The organism is Lelliottia jeotgali (assembly GCF_016771845.1).
Taxonomy (GTDB): Bacteria; Pseudomonadota; Gammaproteobacteria; order Enterobacterales; family Enterobacteriaceae; genus Enterobacter; species Enterobacter jeotgali.
The window spans coordinates 44033-67869 of sequence record NZ_JAENMQ010000009.1 but is presented as its reverse complement, the minus strand read 5'-3'; the positions used below and the strand labels follow the sequence as shown (position 1 = coordinate 67869).

The following is a 23837-nucleotide window of genomic DNA, read 5'->3' as shown; positions in this document are numbered from 1 at the left end:
CGGGCATTTTTTTAACTACTTCGCCATTACAGCAAACACCTCTGCCACCGCCACCGCACCTGGATCGGTGACACCCTCCAGATTTTCTTTATTCACGTACGACGAACGCCCAGCTCCGGCTTTTTGCATGCTGGCAGTTGCTTCCGCGCCCTGTTTCGCCGCCTGAGCTGCAGCCTGAATATCGCCTGTTTGTAACGCTTCCAGCGCCGGTTGCAGCGCGTCGATCAATGTACGATCGCCGAGATCTGCCCCGCCGTACTGCTTCATTTGCGCCAACCCACTCAGCAAGGCCTCCGCCAGCGGTTTGCCGTCATGAAGCGTTTGCCCGGCGGCGGTAAAGAAGATCGACATCAACACGCCGCTCGATCCGCCCATCACCGTCGCCAGCCGCTCGCCGATTAACAGCAGCAGTTTCGGCACATCGTTGAGCGGCAGTTGCTTCTCTTGCAACAACTGCGCAATATCCCGCGCGCCTTGCGCAAAGGTCGACCCCGTATCGCCGTCACCCACTTTAGCATCCAGGGCATTCAACCGATTTTCCAGATCGACCAGTGTTTGCGTTGCGCCCGCCACTAATGCTGCCACCTGAGCATTTTCAGACGGCGCATACTCCACGCGATCCTGAATAGCCGTATGCTGCACCGTACGCAGTGGTGCAAATGCCACTGGCTTTTGCCAGCCGAGGGTTTCGACAGGCTCATTCAGCGCCTGCTCGAAGGTCTCATTCAGCTTGAGCAACGACAGGGAAAAGCCCTTCATATCCAGCGCACTCACCAGCGGCGCAGGGCCAATCAAATATGCAATCTGATCCTGCAACGCGGAATGCGCCAGCTCTTTTGTCAGCAGCGCCATCTCCAGCGCCGACACGCCGCCGAGGTTGTTAATTAGCACAGCAAACCGCCCATCCCCCGCCTTTTCTTTTAGCGGTGCTATCAGCGTATCGATAATGGCTTTGCTGTTTTGCGTATCGACCACCGAAGCACCCGGCTCGCCGTGAATACCCAGACCCAGCTCGACATGTCCTTGCTTAATACGCCCCTCTTCGTCGTCACTACCCGGTAGATTACAGGTCTGCATCGCCACGCCCAGGCTCCAGAGGTTATCGCAGGCCTGCTGTGCAATAGCCCGGACGTCGCTTAGCGATTTACCTTTTTCCGCCGCATAACCGGCGATTTTATGGACCAACGCCGTACCCGCAATCCCGCGTGGCTGCTTGTTATCCGGCAGGGCGATATCATCGGCAACGATCACCATCTCCACTTTCAGCCCGTAGCGTTTGGCTTTTTCCGCTGCAAGACCGAAGTTAAGACGATCGCCGGTGTAATTTTTGACGATCAGCAGACAGCCACGATCGCCCGTCACCGCCACGATGGCGTTCAGCACCGCATCCACGCTCGGCGAGGCAAACAGATCGCCGCACACCGCAGCGGTCAACATGCCCTTACCGACAAAACCGGCATGGGCGGGTTCGTGACCGGAACCCCCGCCAGAAATCACCGCCACCCGACTTTTATCCCAGTCGCTGCGTGCCACCACTCGGATGGCCGGATCGATATCGAGTTTGACCAAATTACCGTGCGGCGCGGAAATCAGTATGCCTTCAATGGCGTCATTGACCAGCTGTTTGCGGTCATTAAAAAAGAATCTGGACATAGCCTTCCAACTTTTTGTGAATCGTATGCAAAAGCATAGTCTGCGCTGGGTAATGCGCCGCAAAGTCAGGAATTTACTGAGTCAATTTGCCGTCAGGTTGCCTATACTCGACGCAGGACAAAGAGAGGACGCGCACCATGAGTACACCATTGCTGATTGCCCGGACGCTGGATAAAGAGCTGTTCTTACTGCCAGGCATGGCGAACCGCCACGGGCTGATTACCGGCGCTACCGGGACAGGTAAAACCGTCACCCTGCAAAAACTGGCGGAGTCTTTTTCAAGTCACGGCGTGCCGGTTTTTATGGCCGACGTAAAAGGTGATTTAACCGGCGTGGCCCAAGAGGGCACGGCGTCGGAAAAACTGCTTGAGCGGCTGAAAAACATAGGTGTCACTGACTGGCAACCACAGGCGAATCCTGTGGTGGTGTGGGATATTTTCGGCGAGAAAGGCCATCCGGTGCGCGCGACCGTCTCAGATCTTGGCCCGCTGCTGCTGGCGCGGTTGTTGAATCTTAACGACGTCCAGTCTGGCGTGTTAAACATCATCTTCCGCATTGCCGATGATCAGGGCCTGCTGCTGCTCGATTTCAAAGATCTGCGCGCCATTACTCAGTACATCGGAGATAACGCCAAATCCTTCCAGAATCAGTACGGCAACATCAGCCCGGCATCTGTAGGCGCTATCCAGCGCGGACTGCTAACCCTCGAACAGCAAGGCGCAGAGCATTTCTTTGGCGAGCCGATGCTGGATATCAAAGACTGGATGCGCACCGACAGTAACGGCAAAGGGATCATCAACATTCTGAGCGCCGAGAAGCTTTACCAGATGCCAAAGCTCTACGCCGCCAGCCTGTTGTGGATGCTCTCTGAACTCTATGAACAGCTGCCGGAAGCGGGCGATCTGGATAAACCAAAGATCGTGTTCTTCTTTGATGAGGCGCATTTGCTGTTCAGCGACGCGCCGCAAGTGCTGCTGGATAAAATTGAGCAGGTAATCCGCCTGATCCGCTCAAAAGGGGTTGGCGTCTATTTTGTCTCGCAGAACCCTTCCGACATTCCCGATAACGTTCTTGGGCAGTTAGGGAATCGCGTGCAGCACGCCCTGCGTGCCTTTACCCCGAAAGATCAGAAAGCCGTCAAAGCAGCGGCGCAAACCATGCGTGCCAACCCGGCATTTGATACCGAAGCGGCGATTCAGGCGCTGGGTACTGGGGAAGCGCTGATTTCGTTCCTTGATGCCAAAGGCAGCCCGTCGGTCGTTGAGCGTGCGATGGTGATTGCGCCATTCTCACGAATGGGGCCGGTGACGGACGATGAACGTAACGCCTTAATCAACCACTCACCAGTCTACGGCAAGTACGAGGATGAAGTAGATCGAGAGTCTGCGTTCGAGAGGCTACAGAAAGGCGTTCAGGCGAGCACCGAACAGCAGCAATCCCCAGCGACTAAAGGCGAAAACGTAGCCGTGGATGACGGCATTCTCGGCGGGCTGAAAGATATTCTGTTTGGCACTACAGGACCACGCGGCGGTAAACGCGATGGCGTGGTGCAGACGATGGCGAAAAGCGCCGCGCGGCAGGTGACGAATCAGATAGTGCGCGGCATGCTGGGAAGTTTACTGGGCGGTCGCCGCCGATAGCGGAGAGATCCACGGCGTGCCGAGCGCTGAGCCTTGTGCGCCGTGTTGGTTCAGATAGCGATCCAGTTCGACCATCCCCGTCCAGCGGTTCTCGCACCACAGCGGCGCGAGAAGCGTTGGGCGACGAGCGCTGGCGGAAATGCGGTGGTAAATCACCTCCGGTGGCGTGTGACGAATCATTTCGCCAGCCGTCACGGTGTACTCCTCCAGCGCGATGCCGTTTAATCGCCCGGCTTCCCAGGCTTTCGCCATCGTGCTGCCCGTCACGATATGCAGCGGATGGAGTTTAATGCCATCCACGCCTGTCTCAACGACTCTTTCAAGCGTTTCCAGGCCGTGCTGCTGCCCTTCTCCCGGCAGGCCGACAATCAGGTGGGAGCATACTTTTAGCCCGCGTTCACGCGCCAGTCGGGTGGTTTTCTGATAGCAGGCAAAATCGTGACCACGATTAATGCGGTGCAGCGTTTTGTCATGCGCGGTCTGTAATCCCAGCTCTAGCCAGATTTCATACCCCAGATCTTTATATTCGCTGAGTAAATCCAGCACCGCTTCCGGTACGCAGTCCGGGCGCGTACCGACACACAAACCGACGATATTCGCCTGGCTCACAGCTTGCTGATACATCGAGCGCAATACCTGCACTTCAGCAAAGGTGCTGGTGTAGGCCTGGAAATAGCCCAGATACTGTTTTGCGCGGTTGACCAGGCTCGCCTGATGAGAGAGCTGCTCCGCAATAGAATTATGCTGCTGCGCCTCGTCAGCGAAAGAAGCCACATTACAGAAAGTACAGCCACCACGCCCGATGGTGCCGTCGCGATTTGGGCAGCTGAAACCGCCGTGCAGCGTGAGCTTGTGGACCTTTTGCCCGTAGCGACGTGAAAGATCCCCACCAAACATATTGACTAATTTCTGTAACTGCATAATCTGATAGACCGTCCCGGAGAAAGGGGACAAGCCTGCCACTTTTAGCCTCTGTCGGCGATGACCTGGATCAATCGCCCTGGACGGCTATTATTCATTTGAATAAAAACTCACTATTACTGCAATTTCATTCATCACCCTGGCAATTACTTTTCCTTATGTTCTGATGGATTTTTTCACTTATCGCATCACAGCTGTAAAACAGTGTGATTATGCGTCCTGATCGCCAGCGCCAGATTATTATCCTGCAAAAATTCAGCCATTCAGCACGGTAAAGGGATAATACCGCTTTCAGATAGTGAGTCAGATCACACTCCCCAGGAGCATCCCCTTGGCTTTTGTGGATGTAAAAATCGTTAAAATTCCTTTATATTCAATTAACTAATACCCCTTTAGCACATTTTTGTATAAATAAGATTGCCATTTGACCTGTGTATCAATTCCCGATAAGTTGGAAATCCGCTGGAAGCTTTCTGGATGAGCAGCCTGCTCATCATATTTATGCAGTAATTGAGATTCCCTCTGAAGCAAGTCCTCAAACTTGTTTGACCTGTGCGAAATGGAAATGAAGAGGGCGAATGCGAGGTGCGCGTATGAAACGCAAACCCCGTCGCCGCGCTCTTTCTGTGCCTGTGCGCCACGGTCCAGATAGGAATCCCGAAGAGCCTGGGGAGGTTCACTGATATGTTGTACGATAAATCCCTTGAGAAGGATAACTGTGGTTTCGGCCTGATCGCCCACATAGAAGGCGAACCTAGCCACAAGGTAGTGCGTACCGCTATACACGCACTGGCCCGTATGCAGCACCGTGGTGCAATCCTCGCTGATGGTAAAACCGGCGATGGTTGTGGCTTGCTGCTACAAAAACCGGATCGTTTCTTCCGAATCGTTGCGGAAGAACGCGGCTGGCGTTTAGCCAAAAACTACGCTGTCGGCATGCTGTTCCTGAATCAGGATCCTGAAAAAGCTGCCGCCTCACGCCGCATCGTCGAAGAAGAACTTCAACGCGAAACCCTGTCGATTGTCGGCTGGCGCAATGTGCCAACCAATGAAGGGGTGCTCGGTGAAATCGCCCTCTCCTCGCTGCCTCGTATTGAACAGATTTTTGTGAATGCGCCTGCGGGCTGGCGTCCACGCGATATGGAACGCCGTCTGTTTATTGCCCGTCGCCGTATCGAAAAACGTTTGCAGGATGATAAAGAGTTCTACGTCTGTAGCCTCTCGAACCTGGTGAACATCTATAAAGGTCTGTGTATGCCGGCTGACCTGCCGCGCTTCTACCTGGACCTCGCGGACCTGCGTCTGGAATCGGCCATTTGCCTGTTCCACCAGCGCTTCTCCACTAACACCGTTCCTCGCTGGCCGCTGGCTCAGCCGTTCCGCTACCTGGCGCACAACGGTGAGATCAACACCATCACTGGTAACCGCCAGTGGGCGCGTGCGCGTACCTATAAGTTCCAGACCCCGCTGATCCCGGATCTGCATGATGCCGCGCCGTTCGTTAACGAAACGGGTTCCGACTCCAGCTCGATGGATAACATGCTTGAACTGCTGCTGGCCGGCGGGATGGATATCGTGCGTGCGATGCGCCTGCTTGTTCCGCCAGCCTGGCAGAACAACCCAGATATGGACCCGGATCTGCGCGCATTTTTCGACTTTAACTCCATGCACATGGAGCCGTGGGACGGCCCGGCGGGCATCGTGATGTCCGATGGACGCTACGCAGCCTGTAACCTCGACCGTAACGGTCTGCGCCCGGCGCGCTACGTCATCACTAAAGACAAGCTGATCACCTGCGCCTCCGAAGTCGGGATTTGGGATTACCAGCCTGACGAAGTGGTCGAAAAAGGCCGCGTCGGCCCAGGCGAACTGATGGTTATCGATACTCGTGCGGGCCGTATTCTGCACTCAGCCGAAACCGATTATGATCTGAAAATCCGTCATCCTTACAAAGAGTGGATGGAGAAAAACGTCCGCCGCCTGGTGCCGTTCGAAGATCTGCCGGACGAAGATGTTGGCAGCCGTGAAATGGACGACGATACGCTCGCCAGTTTCCAGAAACAGTTTAACTACAGCGCTGAAGAGCTGGATTCCGTCATCCGCGTACTGGGTGAAAATGGCCAGGAAGCGGTCGGTTCGATGGGTGACGATACGCCATTTGCCGTGCTCTCCAGCCAGCCACGCATCGTGTACGACTACTTCCGTCAGCAGTTTGCGCAGGTGACAAACCCGCCAATCGATCCGCTGCGTGAAGCCCACGTTATGTCGCTGGCCACCAGCATTGGCCGCGAGATGAACGTCTTCTGCGAAGCCGAAGGCCAGGCGCACCGCCTGAGCTTTAAGTCGCCGATTCTGCTGTACTCCGATTTCAAACAGCTCACCACCATGACCGAGGAGCACTACCGCGCCGACACGCTCGATATTACCTTTGACGTGACCGAAGCGAGCCTCGAAGAGACGGTGAAAGCCCTGTGCGATCAAGCTGAGCAGATGGTGCGTAACGGCACCGTTCTGCTGGTGCTGTCCGACCGTAATATTGCCAAAAATCGCCTGCCGGTTCCGGCACCGATGGCGGTGGGCGCTATCCAGACCCGTCTGGTGGATAAAAACCTGCGCTGCGATGCCAACATCATCGTAGAAACCGCAAGCGCCCGCGACCCGCACCACTTTGCCGTGCTGCTGGGCTTTGGCGCGACGGCTATCTATCCGTACCTGGCGTACGAAACGCTGGCGAAGCTGGTCGACGGTCGAGCGATCGAAAAAGATTACCGCACCGTGATGCTGAACTACCGTAACGGCATCAACAAAGGCCTGTACAAGATCATGTCCAAAATGGGCATCTCGACGATTGCCTCTTACCGCTGCTCGAAGCTGTTTGAAGCGGTCGGTCTGCATGATGACGTCGCTGATTTGTGCTTCCAGGGCGTGATTAGCCGTATCGGCGGTGCCGGTTTCTCAGACTTCCAGCAGGACCTGCTGAATCTGTCGAAGCGCGCCTGGCTGGCGCGTAAACCTCTGGATCAGGGCGGTCTGCTGAAATACGTGCATGGCGGCGAATATCACGCCTACAACCCGGACGTGGTACGCACCCTGCAACAGGCGGTTCAGAGCGGCGAATACAGCGATTATCAGCAGTATTCAAAACTGGTTAACGAACGCCCGGCGGCGACGCTGCGCGATCTGCTGGCGGTGAATCCGGACGGCGAAACCGTCAGCATTAATGACGTTGAACCGGCAAGCGAACTGTATAAACGTTTCGATACCGCAGCGATGTCCATCGGCGCACTCAGCCCGGAAGCGCACGAAGCGCTGGCCGAGGCGATGAACAGCATTGGCGGTAACTCCAACTCCGGCGAAGGCGGCGAAGATCCTGCGCGCTATGGCACCAACAAAGTGTCGCGCATTAAGCAGGTGGCCTCTGGTCGCTTTGGCGTCACACCAGCGTACCTGGTCAACGCCGACGTGATTCAGATTAAAGTCGCTCAGGGTGCAAAACCGGGCGAAGGCGGTCAGCTACCGGGTGACAAAGTCACGCCGTACATCGCCAAACTGCGCTACTCGGTGCCGGGCGTGACGCTGATCTCCCCGCCGCCGCACCATGATATCTACTCTATCGAGGATTTGGCGCAGCTGATTTTCGACCTGAAACAGGTCAACCCGAAAGCGATGATCTCCGTGAAGCTGGTTTCCGAACCGGGCGTCGGCACCATCGCCACCGGTGTGGCAAAAGCCTACGCAGACCTGATCACCATCGCGGGCTATGACGGCGGCACGGGCGCAAGCCCACTCTCCTCCGTGAAATACGCGGGTTGTCCGTGGGAGCTGGGCCTGGTGGAGACACAACAGGCGCTGGTGGCCAACGGCCTGCGTCACAAGATTCGCCTGCAGGTGGATGGCGGCCTGAAAACCGGTCTCGACATCATCAAAGCCGCAATTCTTGGTGCAGAGAGCTTTGGCTTCGGCACTGGGCCAATGGTGGCGCTGGGCTGTAAATACCTGCGTATTTGTCACCTGAATAACTGCGCAACGGGCGTGGCAACTCAGGACGAAAAACTGCGTAAGAACCACTACCACGGCCTGCCGTTCAAAGTGACCAACTACTTTGAATTCATCGCCCGCGAAACCCGCGAGCTGATGGCGCAACTGGGTGTGAAGCGTCTGGTCGATTTGATTGGCCGTACCGACCTGCTGAAAGAGCTTGAAGGCTTTACGGCGAAGCAGCAGAAACTGGAGCTGTCACGACTGCTGGAAACTGCCGAGCCGCATCCAGGCAAAGCCGTTTACTGCACCGAGACTAACCCACCGTTCGATAACGGCGTGTTGAACGCACAGCTGTTGCAACAGGCGAAACCGTATGTTGATGACAAACAGAGCAAAACGTTCTGGTTTGATATCCGCAACACCGACCGTTCTGTGGGCGCGACGCTTTCTGGTTATATTGCGCAAACTCATGGCGATCAGGGGCTGGCAGCCGATCCGATTATCGCGCACTTCAGCGGGACTGCGGGTCAGAGCTTCGGCGTCTGGAACGCGGGTGGCGTTGAACTGTACCTGACCGGCGATGCCAACGACTACGTCGGCAAAGGCATGGCGGGCGGTTTACTGGCAGTGCGTCCTCCGATCGGTTCAGCATTCCGCAGCCATGAAGCCAGCATCATCGGCAACACCTGTTTGTACGGTGCTACCGGCGGGCGTCTGTTTGCTGCAGGCCGGGCTGGCGAGCGCTTTGCGGTGCGTAACTCCGGTGCTATTACCGTCGTAGAAGGCATCGGCGATAACGGTTGTGAATACATGACCGGCGGGATTGTCTGCGTAATGGGCAAAACCGGCGTTAACTTCGGCGCAGGTATGACGGGCGGCTTCGCCTACGTCCTGGACGAAGACGGTGAGTTCCGCAAACGCGTTAACCCGGAACTGGTCGAAGTGCTGGACGTTGACACACTGGCGATCCACGAAGAACACCTGCGCGGTCTGATTACTGAGCATGTGCAGCATACCGGTTCTTCGCGTGGGGAAGAGATCCTGGCGAACTGGCCAGCGTTCTCAGCGAAATTCGCGTTGGTTAAACCGAAGTCCAGCGATGTTAAAGCACTGTTGGGTCACCGTAGTCGTAGCGCAGCAGAGCTGCGTGTGCAGGCGCAGTAAGGGGTAGCAATGAGTCAGAACGTATACCAGTTTATCGACCTGCAGCGCGTTGATCCGCCAAAGAAACCGCTGAAGATCCGCAAAATTGAATTTGTTGAAATTTACGAGCCGTTTTCAGAAGGCCAGGCCAAGGCACAGGCAGATCGCTGCCTGTCCTGCGGCAACCCGTACTGCGAATGGAAATGCCCGGTACATAACTACATCCCGAACTGGCTGAAGCTGGCCAACGAAGGACGTATTTTCGAAGCGGCTGAACTGTCGCACCAGACCAACACCTTGCCGGAAGTGTGTGGTCGCGTGTGCCCGCAGGACCGTCTGTGCGAAGGTTCCTGTACGCTGAACGACGAGTTTGGCGCAGTGACCATCGGCAACATCGAGCGCTATATCAATGATAAAGCCTTCGAGATGGGCTGGCGTCCGGACATGACTGGCGTGCGTCAGACGGACAAACGTGTGGCGATCATCGGCGCAGGTCCGGCAGGTCTGGCATGTGCCGACGTGCTGACCCGCAACGGCGTCAAAGCGGTGGTGTTTGATCGTCATCCAGAGATCGGCGGCCTGCTGACCTTCGGTATTCCGGCCTTCAAGCTGGAAAAAGAGGTGATGACCCGCCGTCGCGAAATCTTCACCGACATGGGCATTGAGTTCAAACTGAATGTCGAAGTGGGCCGTGACATTCAGATCGACGATCTGCTGAAAGATTACGATGCCGTCTTCCTTGGCGTCGGCACTTATCAGTCGATGCGCGGTGGGCTGGAAAACGAAGACGCACCGGGCGTGTTTGACGCCCTGCCGTTCCTGATTGCTAACACCAAACAGATGATGGGCTTCGGTGAAACCGCCGCTGAGCCGTACGTCACTATGGAAGGCAAACGCGTGGTGGTTCTGGGCGGTGGGGATACCGCGATGGACTGCGTACGTACCTCGATTCGTCAGGACGCGACGCACGTGATTTGTGCTTACCGTCGTGACGAAGAGAACATGCCAGGCTCTAAACGCGAAGTGAAAAACGCGCGCGAAGAGGGTGTTGAGTTCCAGTTCAACGTCCAGCCATTGGGTATTGAAGTGAATGCCAACGGCAAAGTCAGCGGCGTGAAGATGGCGCGTACCGAGATGGGCGCACCGGATGCCAAAGGCCGTCGTCGTGCTGAAATCGTGGCTGGCTCTGAGCATGTGGTTCCGGCTGATGCAGTCGTCATGGCGTTTGGTTTCCGCCCGCACAGCATGGAGTGGCTGGCGAAGCACAGCGTTGAGCTGGATTCCCAGGGCCGTGTGATTGCGCCGGAAGGCAACGAGAACGCCTTCCAGACCAGCAACCCGAAAATCTTCGCCGGTGGCGATATCGTTCGCGGTTCGGATCTGGTGGTCACTGCGATTGCTGAAGGCCGTAAAGCGGCTGACGGGATTATGAACTACCTGGAAGTGTAAAAATGAACCGGATGGCAATGCCATCCGGTTTTTTATGCGCTCATTAAACTCACGCGCACCTTAACAACCACCTTCTTTATCTCTTCCATTTCCTTCACCACACAGCCAGGTTTGTGCGGTTCGCCGGGCATAAAGACTGCGTACATGCCGGGTGTCAAATCAAGTCGCTGCATCCCTTCGATAGCACTGCAGAGCTGATAATCCTCCTCAGTATGCATCTCCTCGCACTGACGTGCAGAGCCTGCCACGCCGTACAGAATGCGCTCCTCTCCTGCCAGCAGCAGCTGGATATCAATGTATTGCTCATGCAGTTCGGCTTTTTTCTGCTCCGGCAGCTGCGTGGCAAACGTCATTACGTTCATAAAGATATCGTCGCCCTGCAGTTCGTAACGCCCCGGCGCTTTGTCCTGCGGCCAGGCTGCGATGGCCTGCGTCAGTGCATTTGCTAATACGGGATGCAATCCCGACAGCGCACTGGCTTTCCCCATCATCATTGTTGTGCTCCTTGGGACAAAAGTGTCGCGCCCAGTAAACCCGCATCGTGGCGGTACCAGGCCGGACGAAGATTGACGTGATAAACCGATGGCTCTTGCGCCAGAAACTCAGCCACCTGCGACAAGTACCCCGCTGCCAGCCCGACGCTGCCGCCCACCACGACGGTCTGACAATCCGTCAGCGCTTTGACATCGGCGATGAGCCGCGCCAGCGTCTGTGCAGAATGAGCAACCAGCTCGCGGGCTGGCTGATGCCCGCGCTGTGCATGATCGAAAATGGCTTTTGCATCAAGACCGGCCAGATCGCCCTGCGCTCGGGCGGCAATACCCCGGCCAGAGGCGATCGCTTCTACGCATCCACGGCGACCACAGCCGCACACCGGGCCGTGCGGATCGGCAAGCGTATGACCCAGATGTCCGGCAAGCCCTCCTTCGCCCGTCAGCAACTCGCCATCTAGCACGACACCCCCACCCACGCCCGTTGAGACAGTGATGAACACCATATTCTGTGCGTCTATCTCTGGCGCATGGTATTCGGCCCACGCCGCTGCCTGCGCATCATTCACCGCCATCGCAGGTAAACCGGTTATCGACTCCAATGTCTGCACCAGTGGGAAGTGCAGTAAACCGCCCAGGTTATGGGGGTTAATCGACAGCAACGTGCCCTCGCGGATAATCCCTGTCGAAGCGATCGCCACACGCCGCGCCGATGGTATTAGCGGTTCCACCAGCGCTTGCAGTGTTTCGCGCAACGCGTCGGGCGTTTTACTGGCGGGCGTCGGCATTTCGCGCCTTTCACGAATGTGCAGCGCATCATCAATCAGCGCGGCTGCGAGTTTTGTTCCGCCGATATCAATGGCTAACGTGGTCATTTCACCGCCTCGCGCTGGCTTTTGATGCTGCCAAACGGAACGGCACCACTAAACGGTTTACCATCAATCGCATCATGCGTGCGCAGCGCTTCCGGGCGGACCCAGCGTTGAACGCGCGACGGCATATCGAGACCAATCAGCAGGATAACCACAAACGTCAGACCGAATGACAGAGAACCCAGCGCCGTACCCAGCTCAAGACGCTGTGCCAGCAGTGCACCAATTATCGGGGCAATCGCACCGCCCAGTGCGCCGACGTTATAAGTAAAGCCCAGCCCCGCCGCACGCTGATCCGTATCGAAGTAGCCGCCAATCAGCTTCGGCAAGATTCCGGAGATCCCCTGTCCCAGCATCTGCTGGAAGAACAGCAGCAGGCCAAGCACCCAGATATTGGACCCGCCGATGGCAAACACCGGAATAATCAGAAGCTGCGAGGCCAACAGGCTGCAGACATACGCTTTACGCGTACCCAGCCAGTCGCCGAGGAAACCACCCACGCAGCACCCCACCGCCGCACCAAAGCCGCTGAAGAACAGAACATGCGCAACCGTCATCGGGTCATAGGCCAGATCTGTTTTCAGATAGGTTGGCAGCAATGCCTGAATCGGCCACGAATAGAGGAACGCGAAGAGCACGACGACCATCAAGGTCACGCCCGTCGGCCAGCGCTTGCCGCTGCTTTGCACCATAAAGCTGATGAATACGCAGGCGCACAACAGCCCCAGAATCACTACCAGACCGGCATTATTCAGCTCTCCAGCAAAGCAGAACCACAGCGCAGTTCCCGCGAATAGTGTCATCACAATATTGATCAGACGATGCTTGCCGCGATAAAGAATATCGACCATTGTGCGCACCGGCGCTTTGCCCTCGTGCTTCGCTTTCCAGTCTTCTGCTTCGGGAATATTTTTTCGCAGCCACAGGGCAAAGATGATCGGCAGGATGCCGATAAAGAACAGCGCGCGCCAGCCCCACACGGGGACGACCAGGCTGTAAATCTGCGCCGCGACCACCGCACCGATGGAAAAACCGGAGATTAAGAAGCCGCTGGCTTTATTACGCAGATGTTTCGGCCAGCTCTCGATGACATAGGTCGCACTGGACCCGTATTCGCCCGCCATCCCCATGCCGATCACCATACGAGCAATAAACATGGTGATGTAGCCGGGTGCGAAACCGCACGCCAGTGTGCCGCAGGAGAAGAGCACGATACTGGTGATCATCGCCAGTTTGCGCCCGTAGCGATCGCCCATTGCGCCGAGCAGTAAGCCGCCAAACCAGCGCGAGATAAAGGCGGCTGAGATCAGGCTTGCCGCCTCGACCGTCGTTAAACCAAATTCACTTTTGACTTCTGTTAACACCAACGCCATCAACACAAAATCAAAGCCATCGAGCAAATATCCCAGCCAGGCGGCGGAGAAGGCGCGCCACTGCGGGCGGGAAAGATGGCGGTACCACGGGATGCTTTGGGTAGAAATACTCATTTCACTCTCCCGACGATCTCTTGGGCGTATTGCCGGATGGCGGCTTCGCCATATCCGGCCTACGGGCAATGTTTTTTGTAGGCCGGATAAGCGAAGCGCCATCCGGCAATGGATTAGCGCTGCTCAGCCATGAGTTGCTCTGCGAGAGTTTTGAGTTCCGGCAGATATTGCTCGGCCACCGGGGCAAACGGCTTGCGGCACAGCGGGACGGAGACCACATCCATGTAATGCAGTACGGTTTTCAGGCCACGGAAAACACCGACTTTAATCAGCAAATCAATAACCTTGTTGCACTCGCTTTGCAGGCGCTGCGCAGTGGCGTTGTCCCCTTCACGGATCGCGCTGGCGATCGCCTGATAACGCGCGCCCATGATGTTGTACGTACTACCAATCCCACCATCCGCGCCAGCCAGTAAACCGGAGGCAAAGATCTCGTCGTAGCCGTTATAAAGCACCAGATCCGGATGCGCCCGGCGGATCTGCTCCATCTGGAAAAGATCGCCAGAGGTCTGTTTCAGTGCACCAACGCCCGGCAGCGTGACCAGCGTATTAATTTGTTCGAGAGATAACTTCACTCCGCTTAGCGCCGGGATGTTGTACACCACCATCGGCAAACCATCCGACGAATCAATAATTGCACGGTAGTGGTCGCAATGTTCTTCAAAGCTGAAGGGATAGTAGAACGGTGTGACCGCTGACACAGCGTCGAAACCAATACGGCTGGCCGCCGCCGCGAGCTGCTGGCTCTCCGCTGTACTGACGCACCCGACATGGGCGATAAGCGTGACCTTACCCTTCGCCTCTTCCGCCACGATCTCCAGTACCTGCTCACGCTCGATGAGGCTTTGCACAAAGGCTTCACCCGTTGAGCCACCCACGTACAGGCCATCGATTCCCTGTTGAATATTGAACTGCACCAGACGGCGCAGGCTGTCTTTATCCAGCGCCTGCTGTGCATTAAACGGAGTCAGGAGTGCGGCCATTACGCCACGTAATTGCTTTGCCATAGATACCTCAAGTGATGTTTGGTCTGTTTTAACGATATACCTTTATACCTGTTATACCAGATCAAATATGCAGCAATGCCATACAGAACGCTTATATTGCGATCTGCTTCACTAAAGGATCGTTATTTTTTCTTTTTTGATCCCTGGCCGAAGGCGTGCCAGGTGGCGGAAACGCTATTGAGGTGAGTTTGCAGCGCACGATCGGCTTCGTCCGGATCGCGGCGGCGAATGGCGTCAACAATTGCAATATGCTGCTGATAGCTGACGTCGTTATGCTGATATAGCTCGGCGTCGGAGACTTTTGGTCGGGCGGCAATCAGCCAGTCAAGCAATGCGACATGAATCGCCATGAAGATTGGGTTACCGGGGATTTCGGCCAGCACCCGATGGAAATCGACGTCAGAACGGATAAACAGCGCATTGTCGTTGAGCGACTGACTGTTAATTTCCAGCGCTTTCGACAGGCGTTCAACCTGTTCATCCGTGGCGTATTCCGCCGCGTAACGCACCAGGCTGGACTCGAAAAACAGACGCAGCTGTTCAAAGTGAGTGATGCCACCCGGCTGGGTGAGAAAATCTTTCGCCATGCCGGAGAGTTCACTGATGATGGTATCGGCTGAGGGCATTGAGACGCGGGCGCGTTCACCGTTGTTGATTTGCACCAGTCCTTTACGCTTCAGTGCGGCCAGTGCTTCTCGCACCGAAGGGCGGCCGACGTTGAAGAATTCCATCAGTTCGCGTTCGGAAGGGAGTTGTTCACCCTGGGCAAACTCCTGGCGGCGGATCATCTGCTCCAGCTCTTCTTCCACCATGTCGGAGAGTTTTTTACGCGCCAGCGGGCGACGACGCAAACTGCGGCCAAGGGTTTCGGTAGAATTTTCCGCCTGAAGATCAAATGGTTTCATAAAGACTCGGGTCAGAAGAGTGACAATCAGTGACAACGATTCATCATAACACAGGATTTTTAGCGGGGCGAAAACCCCTGAAAGCAAAACAGGCCCATCGGGCCTGTTTAGTTATTTCACAACACGTAACGCTGGACGGCCACCGCGCGGCGGCGGATCGTCATCAGGATCGTTGTCGTTATCGTGATCCGGCTTGTCGCCATCGATAATCGACATCACCGTTTCGCTTTCGCTGGCGGTGGAGCCGTCTTCATCGTTGAGACTGGCGACGTCTTCGTCATAGGCCGCTTCCGGCTCAAACATAGTACCCGCGCCGTTTTCACGTGCATACACTGCCAGTACGGCAGCCAGCGGCACAGAAACCTGACGCGGAATACCGCCGAAACGCGCGTTGAAGCGCACTTCGTCGTTAGCCAGCTCAAGATTACCCACCGCACGTGGCGCGATGTTCAGGACTATCTGCCCATCACGCGCGTATTCCATCGGAACGCTCACGCCCGGCAACGTCACATCCACTACCAGGTGCGGCGTAAGCTGGTTGTCCAGCAGCCATTCATAGAAGGCACGCAGCAGATACGGACGGCGTGGAGACAGCTGTGACATTTCCACAATCGTTAACCTCGACCAAGACGCATTTCGCGTTCCGGTTCTGTCAGAGATGCGAGGAAAGAATCGCGCTCAAATACGCGAGTCATGTAGCCTTTCAGCTCTTTCGCGCCAGGACCACTGAACTCTACGCCCAGTGACTGAAGACGCCACAGCAGCGGAGCCAGATAGCAATCCACCAGGCTGAACTCGTCGCTCAGGAAGAATGGCTTCTGGCCAAACACCGGAGCAATAGCCAGCAGCTCTTCACGCAGTTGCTTACGGGCCGCGTCTGCTTCAGATGATGAACCGTTAACGATAACGTTCATCAGGGTGTACCAGTCTTTCTCGATACGCTGCATGTACAGGCGGCTTTCACCACGCGCAACCGGATAAACCGGCATCAGCGGCGGATGAGGGAATCGCTCATCCAGATATTCCATAATGATGCGGGATTCCCACAGGGTCAGCTCGCGATCCACCAGCGTTGGTACGCTCTGGTTCGGGTTGAGATCGATAAGATCCTGAGGTGGGTTATCCTTCTCCACATGCTCGATCTCAAAACTGACACCCTTCTCGGCCAGCACGATACGAACCTGATGGCTATAAATGTCAGTAGGACCAGAAAACAGCGTCATTACCGAACGTTTGTTGGCAGCGACAGCCATGAAAACCTCCAGGTATATATTCAGAATATTACTGCTACCGGCCACGCGGGCCAGCCAGATGTGATTTGTTACCCATCCCAGGAACAAACGCCATCGCTCATAAATCGAACAAAAATCGTGTATTCACTGACATTTGGGCAGAAAATTGGATGATAGTTTACCAGATTTTGCAGGCTTTGTGGTGAGGGGATTCTGGAAATGCGGAAAAAGAGCTGAGAATCAAATAAATACTGTGGATAACCGTCGGATTATCCATAAAAAAACCCGCCGAAGCGGGTTTTTCGCCAATCTTTCTGCCAAAGCAGAAAAAAGATTAACGCTTGGAGAACTGAGGACGACGACGTGCTTTACGCAGGCCGACTTTCTTACGTTCAACTTCACGAGCATCACGAGTAACGAAGCCAGCTTTACGCAGTTCGCCACGCAGGGACTCGTCGTACTCCATCAGAGCGCGGGTGATACCGTGACGGATCGCACCAGCCTGACCAGAAGTACCACCACCTTTAACGGTGATGTAGAGATCGAATTTCTCAACCATGTCGACCAGTTCCAGCGGCTGACGAACTACCATGCGGGCAGTTTCACGACCGAAGTACTGTTCCAGAGAACGTTGGTTGATTACGATTTTACCACTGCCCGGTTTGATGAACACGCGAGCGGCGGAGCTTTTGCGGCGACCAGTGCCGTAGTATTGATTTTCAGCCATTGCCTATAATCCCGATTAGATGTCAAGAACTTGCGGTTGCTGTGCCGCGTGGTTGTGCTCGTTGCCTGCGTAAACTTTCAGTTTACGGTACATAGCACGACCCAGCGGGCCTTTTGGCAGCATGCCTTTAACCGCGATTTCAATCACACGCTCAGGACGGCGGGCAATCATCTCTTCAAAGGTCGCTTGTTTAATACCACCGATGTGGCCGGTGTGATGGTAGTACACCTTGTCTTCACGCTTGTTGCCGGTTACAGCAACTTTTTCTGCGTTCAGAACGATGATGTAATCACCAGTGTCTACGTGCGGGGTGTATTCCGCTTTGTGCTTACCGCGCAGGCGACGAGCCAGTTCGGAAGCCAGACGACCCAGAGTTTTACCGGTCGCGTCAACAACATACCAGTCGCGCTGTACGGTTTCTGGTTTAGCTGTAAAAGTTTTCATTAAAAGCTTACCCAAATAAATAAGTTACACGTTGGTGAACACCCAAACGTTTAAAAGTTGAGGCTCACACGACAAAGTCCGGCAAACCTACCCCTTCGAATAGCCTATGCCAGCACATAGAAAGTTTTGGGAAAAAAACCTTCTCGTAACGTGGGGTCGCAAGATTATAGAGAAGTCGAGGTCAAAGATCGACCCTTAAATGTGATTAGTCGCAAGGTTTTCGTGCATAGCCTCTGCGCGGGCTGATGGCCTCACCCCCAGCCCCTCTCCCACGGGGAGTAGATGGCATTTATGGCATGTGAGCACGTTTCAAATACTCTTCGCTTTGCATCTCCTGCAGGCGTGACAGGCAGCGCTGGAACTCAAACTTCAGTCGTTCCCCCTGATACACCTCATACAGCGGCACCGCGGCGCTCACGACGAGCTTCACATGGCGCTCATAAAACTCATCCACCAGCGCGATAAAACGGCGGGCTTCACTCTCCATCAGCGGCGTCATAGTCGGGACATCAAACAACATCACCGTATGGAACAGGCGCGAAAGCGCAATATAGTCATGCTGACTGCGGGCATCGACACACAGCGTGTCGAAAGAGACGGCAAGCGTCTGGTTTTCGACACCCAACGTTTGCAGCGGGCGATGGTTGATCTCCAGCTCAGGGGCTTTTTCGCGCTTCGCCCCGGCCAACGCCAGCCAGAGTTTGTCCATCTGATGACGCGTCTCGTCATCCAGGGGAGACAACCACAGATGCGCCTGAGTCAGCGTTCGCAGGCGATAGTCCACGCCCGCATCGACATTCATAATGTCGCAGTGCTCTTTGATGGCCTCGATAGCTGGCAGGAAACGCGCGCGCTGCAAACCGTTGCGATAAAGGTCGTCCGGCGGAATGTTCGACGTCGCCACCAGCGTAATTCCGCGCGCAAACAGCGCTTTCATCAGGCCGCCCAGCAGCATGGCGTCGGTGATATCGGAGACAAAAAACTCATCGAAACACAAAACGTCGGTTTCGGCTTTAAATCGCTCGGCGATGATATCTAGCGGATCGCTGTGCCCCTGCAGGGCGTTCAGCTCTTCATGGACGCGCAGCATAAAGCGGTGGAAATGCAGACGTTGTTTACGCGTACCCGGCAGACTCTGGTAAAACATGTCCATCAGCCAGGTTTTCCCTCGACCGACACCACCCCACATATATAAGCCACGAACCGGCGCGGCAGTTTGCGGCTCTTTTTTACCTAACAATCGACCAAACGCGGCTTTCAGACCGCCGCTCTGCGTGGCAGCAGGTGCGGATGTTTCGTGGATTAATTCCTGATAGATAACATTCAGGCGATTAACGGCTTCACGCTGGACGTCATCGGGCTGGTGAGTGCCCTCTTCCAGGGCTTGTTGGTAACGCGATGTGGGGGACAGGTTTTGCATAATCTTGTTGTTATTCCTTCAATTAAACCTCGCCAGACTGCGCGACTGGCGAAAAAAAGGCCGTTCTACAGTACGCGATGATACGTCAGGATTCCACTTCTGAAGAAATAGCGGTTATAGTGGCATAATCAGGCACAGGCAGGAGCCGAGCCACTACCCTACGGAACAACAAGACAACGGGAGAAGTTCATGACCTGGGAATATGCGCTAATTGGTTTAGTCGTCGGTATCGCCATCGGTGCCGTGGCCATGCGTTTTGGAAATCGCAAATTGCGTCAGCAACAGTCGCTGCAGTATGAGCTGGAAAAAAACAAAGCGGAGCTGGAAGAGTACCGTGAAGAGCTGGTCAGTCACTTTGCCCGTAGCGCTGAACTGCTGGACAACATGGCGACCGATTACCGCCAGCTGTATCAGCACATGGCAAAAAGCTCCAGCAGCCTGCTGCCGGAATTGAGTGGCGACACCAACCCGTTCCGCAACCGTCTGGCGGAGTCTGAAGCCAGTAACGATCAGGCACCCGTACAAATGCCGCGTGATTACTCCGACGGCGCATCTGGCCTGCTGCGCGGTGGCGCAAAACGCGATTAATCGCACATCTGCAATATATTTCACGGGCGCAAACATTGCGCCCGTCCTTTCTTTCCCTTCCCAGCTATTATTTAATCAATTACCTCATTGTTCAGTGGTTTAAAATTCAATAACATCAAACTGTTTTTGGGCCATTTTTCCTTTACTCCAGGCAACGAGAGCCAGCATCAATGAAGAAAAAAAACCAGCTGTTAAGCGCGTTAGCGTTAAGTGTCGGGTTATCTTTGACGGCGTCCTGGCCTGCGGCCGCTGCGCTTCCTTCGCAGGTGCCTGGTGCGGCGGCAATTCCAAGCCTGGCGCCTATGCTTGAAAAAGTGCTGCCTGCGGTAGTGAGTGTGAAGGTGGAAGGCACAGCGGCACAAAGCCAGCGCGTGCCCGAAGAGCTTAAAAAGTATTTTGGTGAGGAAGGTCCGGATCAGCAGGCACAACCGTTTGAAGGCCTCGGCTCCGGCGTGGTGATTGACGCGGCAAAAGGCTACGTTTTAACCAACAACCATGTCATCAGCCAGGCCGATAAAATCAGCGTGCAGATGAACGATGGTCGTGAATTTGACGCCAAATTAATTGGCGGCGACGACCAGAGTGATATCGCGCTGCTGCAAATTCAAAACCCGAGCAATCTGACGCAAATTGTGATCGCAGATTCCGACAAACTGCGCGTCGGCGATTTCGCCGTGGCCGTCGGCAACCCTTTTGGTTTAGGCCAAACAGCGACCTCAGGAATTGTCTCGGCACTGGGGCGCAGCGGCCTGAATCTCGAAGGGCTGGAAAACTTTATCCAGACTGATGCCTCTATTAACCGTGGCAACTCCGGCGGGGCATTGTTGAACCTTAACGGTGAGCTGATCGGGATTAACACCGCCATCCTCGCCCCTGGCGGTGGCAGTATCGGCATCGGGTTCGCTATCCCAAGTAATATGGCCAAAACGCTGGCACAGCAGCTGATTGAATCCGGCGAAGTGAAACGCGGTTTACTGGGCATCAAAGGCCTGGAGATGAGCGCTGATATCGCTAAAGCGTTCAACCTCAACGTTCAACGCGGGGCTTTTGTCAGCGAAGTTTTGGCAAATTCAGGCTCAGCAAAAGCGGGCGTGAAATCGGGTGATGTGATTGTCAGCCTGAACGGTAAGCCGCTCAGCAGCTTTGCCGAACTGCGCTCACGCATTGCCACCACGGAACCGGGGACCAAAGTGAAACTCGGTCTGCTGCGCGATGGCAAACCGTTGGACGTCGAAGTGACGCTGGATAAAAGCACGTCATCATCGGCCAGCGCCGAGCTTATTGCCCCTGCACTTCAAGGTGCGGCACTGAGCGACGGACAGCTGAAAGACGGCACAAAAGGTATCACCATTGAGAGCGTCGAAAAGAGCAGCCCGGCCGCGCAGGCAGGTTTGCATCAGGACGACGTGATTATCGGCGTGAACCGCAACCGCGTGCAATCGATCGCAGAAATGCGCAAAGTGCTTGAAAGCAAACCGACGGTCATCGCTTTGCAAATCGTCCGTGGCAGCGACACGCTCTACATCTTGTTACGCTAGCATTGACCTCCGGACATCACCGCTGCATGTGATGTCCGGATAAGTCATGTTATGCTGCAACCGTTCCTAAATTAACGACGCCCGCATCATGTTTCTTAAGCTATTTCGTTCGATCGCCATCGGTTTAGTCGTTGGCGGATTGTTACTGGCTGCAATGCCCTCTTTACGACAGTTCAATAAGCTGGCGGCGCCGCAGTTCGACAGTACCGATGAGACGCCGGTGAGTTACAACCAGGCCGTTCGCCGTGCTGCGCCTGCCGTAGTGAACGTTTATAACCGTGGCCTCAACAGCTCGGCGAATAATCAGCTGGAGATCCGCACGCTCGGATCCGGCGTGATAATGGACGAGCGCGGCTACATCATTACCAACAAGCATGTGATCAACGACGCCGATCAGATAATTGTTGCCCTGCAGGATGGACGTGTCTTTGAAGCGCTTCTGGTCGGTTCCGATAGCCTGACCGATCTGGCAGTGCTCAAAATCACGGCCACCGGTGGCCTGCCGGTGATTCCGATTAACCGTAAACGCACGCCGCATATCGGCGATGTGGTGATGGCCATCGGTAACCCGTATAACCTGGGGCAAACCATCACTCAGGGGATCATCAGCGCCACCGGTCGTATCGGCCTGAACCCATCAGGGCGACAGAACTTCCTGCAAACGGATGCTTCCATTAACCACGGGAACTCCGGCGGTGCGCTGGTGAATTCGCTGGGCGAACTGATGGGTATCAACACCCTGTCGTTTGATAAAAGTAACGACGGCGAAACGCCGGAAGGTATCGGCTTTGCGATACCCTTCCAGTTGGCCAACAAAATTATGGACAAGCTGATCCGCGACGGTCGCGTGATCCGTGGTTATATCGGGATTGGTGGGCGTGAAATTGCGCCACTGCATACGCAGGGTGGCGGAATCGATCAGATTCAGGGCATCGTCGTCAATGAAGTTACGCCAGGCGGTCCGGCAGCGGCGGCGGGCCTTCAGGTGAATGACGTGATCGTTTCGGTGAATGGCACACCAGCGGTGTCCGCCCTGGAAACGATGGATCAGGTCGCGGAAATTCGTCCTGGGTCGATCATACCGGTGGAAGTCATGCGTAATGATAAGAAGCTGACGATTCAGGTCACGATTCAGGAATACCCGGCGACCAACTAATCCGCATAAAAAAACCGGAGTCATTATGGCTCCGGTTTTTTATCGCCTGGCATTCGCTTACTTGTTAACGAACTCTTCGCCCAGGGTGATATCTTTCTTCAGCGTATCGAGCATGCCTTCCATCGCTTGTTGTTCAAACGCGCTCAGCTTGCCGATTGACTGACGTTCTTCAACGCCGTTTTTGCCCAGCAGCAGCGGCTGTGAGAAGAAGCGGGCGTGTTCGCCGTCACCTTCCACATACGCACATTCTACTACGCCTTTCTCGCCTTGCAGCGCACGAACCAGAGACAGACCGAAACGAGCCGCAGCCTGGCCCATAGACAGAGTCGCAGAACCGCCACCCGCCTTCGCTTCCACCACTTCGGTGCCCGCGTTCTGGATGCGTTTAGTCAGATCAGCTACTTCCTGCTCGGAGAAGCTCACGCCAGGGATCTGCGACAGCAGCGGCAGAATAGTCACACCAGAGTGACCACCAATAACCGGCACTTCGATGTCAGATGGCAGTTTGCCTTTCAGTTCAGCAACAAAGGTGTTGGAACGGATGATGTCCAGCGTGGTCACGCCAAACAGTTTGTTCTTATCATACACGCCCGCTTTCTTCAGCACTTCTGCAGCGATAGCCACAGTGGTGTTGACCGGGTTAGTGATGATACCGATACAGGCTTTCGGGCAGGTTTCTGCGATCTGCTGCACCAGGTTCTTCACGATACCGGCGTTGACGTTGAACAGATCGGAACGGTCCATGCCAGGCTTACGGGCAACGCCCGCGGAGATCAGCACCACATCTGCGCCTTCAAGCGCTGGACGAGCGTTTTCACCGGAGAAGCCTTTGATTTTCACAGCTGTTGGGATGTGGCTCAGGTCAACCGCGACACCAGGGGTGACCGGAGCAATATCATACAGGGAGAGTTCTGAGCCTGAAGGCAGTTGGGTTTTCAGTAGTAGGGCAAGCGCCTGGCCGATACCACCAGCAGCGCCGAGGACTGCAACTTTCATCCTAAACTCCTTATTATGGTTAACTTTAATATCTGTTACTCCGTTGCGGCGACAGTAATTCAGCAGGTAAATAATTACAATTTTCGTAGCTAAAGAATTTGAGGTCACGCGCCTTTCGCCTCTACCACTATGCTTCCAGTAAATAGCGGCAACGAAGTAGCCAATCAAGACGGTGGTTACAATACAC

Annotated in this window: 19 protein-coding genes; 6 read left to right on the top strand and 13 right to left on the bottom strand. The window is 55.2% G+C overall.

The window, feature by feature from the left end:
- Positions 1–15: 15 nt before the first annotated feature.
- Positions 16–1653 (bottom strand): dihydroxyacetone kinase subunit DhaK, encoded by a 1638-nt coding sequence (locus JBO43_RS16170; RefSeq protein WP_202674710.1) that lies wholly within the window; start codon positions 1651–1653, stop codon positions 16–18.
- Positions 1654–1790: 137 nt separating this feature from the next.
- On the opposite strand from JBO43_RS16170, the gene JBO43_RS16165 reads away from it, so the two are divergent.
- A complete protein-coding gene (locus JBO43_RS16165; protein WP_095283599.1) occupies positions 1791–3293 on the top strand; it encodes a helicase HerA-like C-terminal domain-containing protein in 1503 nt (500 codons plus the stop codon).
- Here the strand turns inward: JBO43_RS16165 and JBO43_RS16160 are convergent.
- A complete protein-coding gene (locus tag JBO43_RS16160) occupies positions 3270–4214 on the bottom strand; it encodes a tRNA modification radical SAM protein MnmL/YtqA (protein WP_157738433.1) in 945 nt (314 codons plus the stop codon). The two genes, JBO43_RS16165 and JBO43_RS16160, sit on opposite strands and share 24 nt — an antisense overlap.
- Before the next feature lie 684 nt (positions 4215–4898).
- Between JBO43_RS16160 and gltB the strand changes: the two genes are divergently transcribed.
- Both gltB and JBO43_RS16150 read left to right on the top strand, forming a co-directional pair.
- A complete protein-coding gene (gene gltB, locus JBO43_RS16155; protein WP_202674709.1) occupies positions 4899–9359 on the top strand; it encodes a glutamate synthase large subunit in 4461 nt (1486 codons plus the stop codon).
- Between the two features lie 9 nt (positions 9360–9368).
- On the top strand, positions 9369–10787 hold the full coding sequence (locus JBO43_RS16150) for a glutamate synthase small subunit (RefSeq protein ID WP_095283602.1): 1419 nt from the start codon (positions 9369–9371) through the stop codon (positions 10785–10787).
- A gap of 32 nt (positions 10788–10819) precedes the next feature.
- Here JBO43_RS16150 and nanQ read toward each other — a convergent pair whose 3' ends face one another.
- The 10 genes from nanQ to zapE all read right to left on the bottom strand — a co-directional run bounded on the left by nanQ (position 10820) and on the right by zapE (position 19372).
- Positions 10820–11281, bottom strand: coding sequence for an N-acetylneuraminate anomerase (gene nanQ, locus JBO43_RS16145; RefSeq protein ID WP_202674708.1), 462 nt, complete (start codon positions 11279–11281; stop codon positions 10820–10822).
- The gene (nanK, locus tag JBO43_RS16140) at positions 11278–12153 is read right to left on the bottom strand and encodes an N-acetylmannosamine kinase (RefSeq protein ID WP_103947056.1); all 876 of its coding nucleotides are present in this window, start codon (positions 12151–12153) and stop codon (positions 11278–11280) included. The genes nanQ and nanK overlap by 4 nt, the downstream gene beginning before the upstream one ends.
- Positions 12150–13637: an MFS transporter gene (locus tag JBO43_RS16135; RefSeq protein ID WP_103947057.1), complete on the bottom strand. Its 1488-nt coding sequence runs from the start codon at positions 13635–13637 to the stop codon at positions 12150–12152. The genes nanK and JBO43_RS16135 overlap by 4 nt, the downstream gene beginning before the upstream one ends.
- A gap of 113 nt (positions 13638–13750) precedes the next feature.
- Positions 13751–14644: an N-acetylneuraminate lyase gene (nanA, locus tag JBO43_RS16130; RefSeq protein ID WP_202674707.1), complete on the bottom strand. Its 894-nt coding sequence runs from the start codon at positions 14642–14644 to the stop codon at positions 13751–13753.
- 122 nt (positions 14645–14766) lie between these two features.
- Positions 14767–15549, bottom strand: a complete 783-nt coding sequence (gene nanR, locus JBO43_RS16125; RefSeq protein ID WP_095283607.1) for a transcriptional regulator NanR — start codon at positions 15547–15549, stop codon at positions 14767–14769.
- A 111-nt stretch (positions 15550–15660) separates the two neighbouring features.
- Positions 15661–16158 (bottom strand): ClpXP protease specificity-enhancing factor, encoded by a 498-nt coding sequence (gene sspB / locus JBO43_RS16120; protein WP_095283608.1) that lies wholly within the window; start codon positions 16156–16158, stop codon positions 15661–15663.
- Positions 16159–16163: 5 nt separating this feature from the next.
- Complete coding sequence (gene sspA / locus JBO43_RS16115) at positions 16164–16802, bottom strand: stringent starvation protein SspA (protein ID WP_015960645.1); 639 nt, start codon at positions 16800–16802, stop codon at positions 16164–16166.
- Between the two features lie 313 nt (positions 16803–17115).
- Entirely contained in the window at positions 17116–17508 is a 393-nt protein-coding gene (rpsI, locus tag JBO43_RS16110; RefSeq protein WP_064543072.1) for a 30S ribosomal protein S9, read from the bottom strand.
- 15 nt (positions 17509–17523) lie between these two features.
- Positions 17524–17952 carry a 50S ribosomal protein L13 gene (rplM, locus tag JBO43_RS16105; RefSeq protein ID WP_095283609.1) on the bottom strand — a complete coding sequence of 143 codons (429 nt, stop codon included), beginning with the start codon at positions 17950–17952 and terminating at the stop codon, positions 17524–17526.
- A gap of 289 nt (positions 17953–18241) precedes the next feature.
- The gene (gene zapE / locus JBO43_RS16100; protein ID WP_202674706.1) at positions 18242–19372 is read right to left on the bottom strand and encodes a cell division protein ZapE; all 1131 of its coding nucleotides are present in this window, start codon (positions 19370–19372) and stop codon (positions 18242–18244) included.
- 189 nt (positions 19373–19561) lie between these two features.
- Here zapE and zapG point away from each other — a divergent pair, with 189 nt between their 5' ends.
- The 3 genes from zapG (at position 19562) to degS (ending at position 22654) form a co-directional block, all read left to right on the top strand.
- Positions 19562–19960: a Z-ring associated protein ZapG gene (gene zapG / locus JBO43_RS16095; RefSeq protein ID WP_095283611.1), complete on the top strand. Its 399-nt coding sequence runs from the start codon at positions 19562–19564 to the stop codon at positions 19958–19960.
- A gap of 170 nt (positions 19961–20130) precedes the next feature.
- Entirely contained in the window at positions 20131–21498 is a 1368-nt protein-coding gene (gene degQ, locus JBO43_RS16090; RefSeq protein ID WP_095283612.1) for a serine endoprotease DegQ, read from the top strand.
- Positions 21499–21586: 88 nt separating this feature from the next.
- Positions 21587–22654 carry an outer membrane-stress sensor serine endopeptidase DegS gene (gene degS, locus JBO43_RS16085; RefSeq protein WP_095283613.1) on the top strand — a complete coding sequence of 356 codons (1068 nt, stop codon included), beginning with the start codon at positions 21587–21589 and terminating at the stop codon, positions 22652–22654.
- 57 nt (positions 22655–22711) lie between these two features.
- On the opposite strand, the gene mdh is transcribed toward degS, so the two are convergent.
- A complete protein-coding gene (gene mdh, locus JBO43_RS16080) occupies positions 22712–23650 on the bottom strand; it encodes a malate dehydrogenase (protein WP_095283614.1) in 939 nt (312 codons plus the stop codon).
- Positions 23651–23837: the final 187 nt, after the last annotated feature.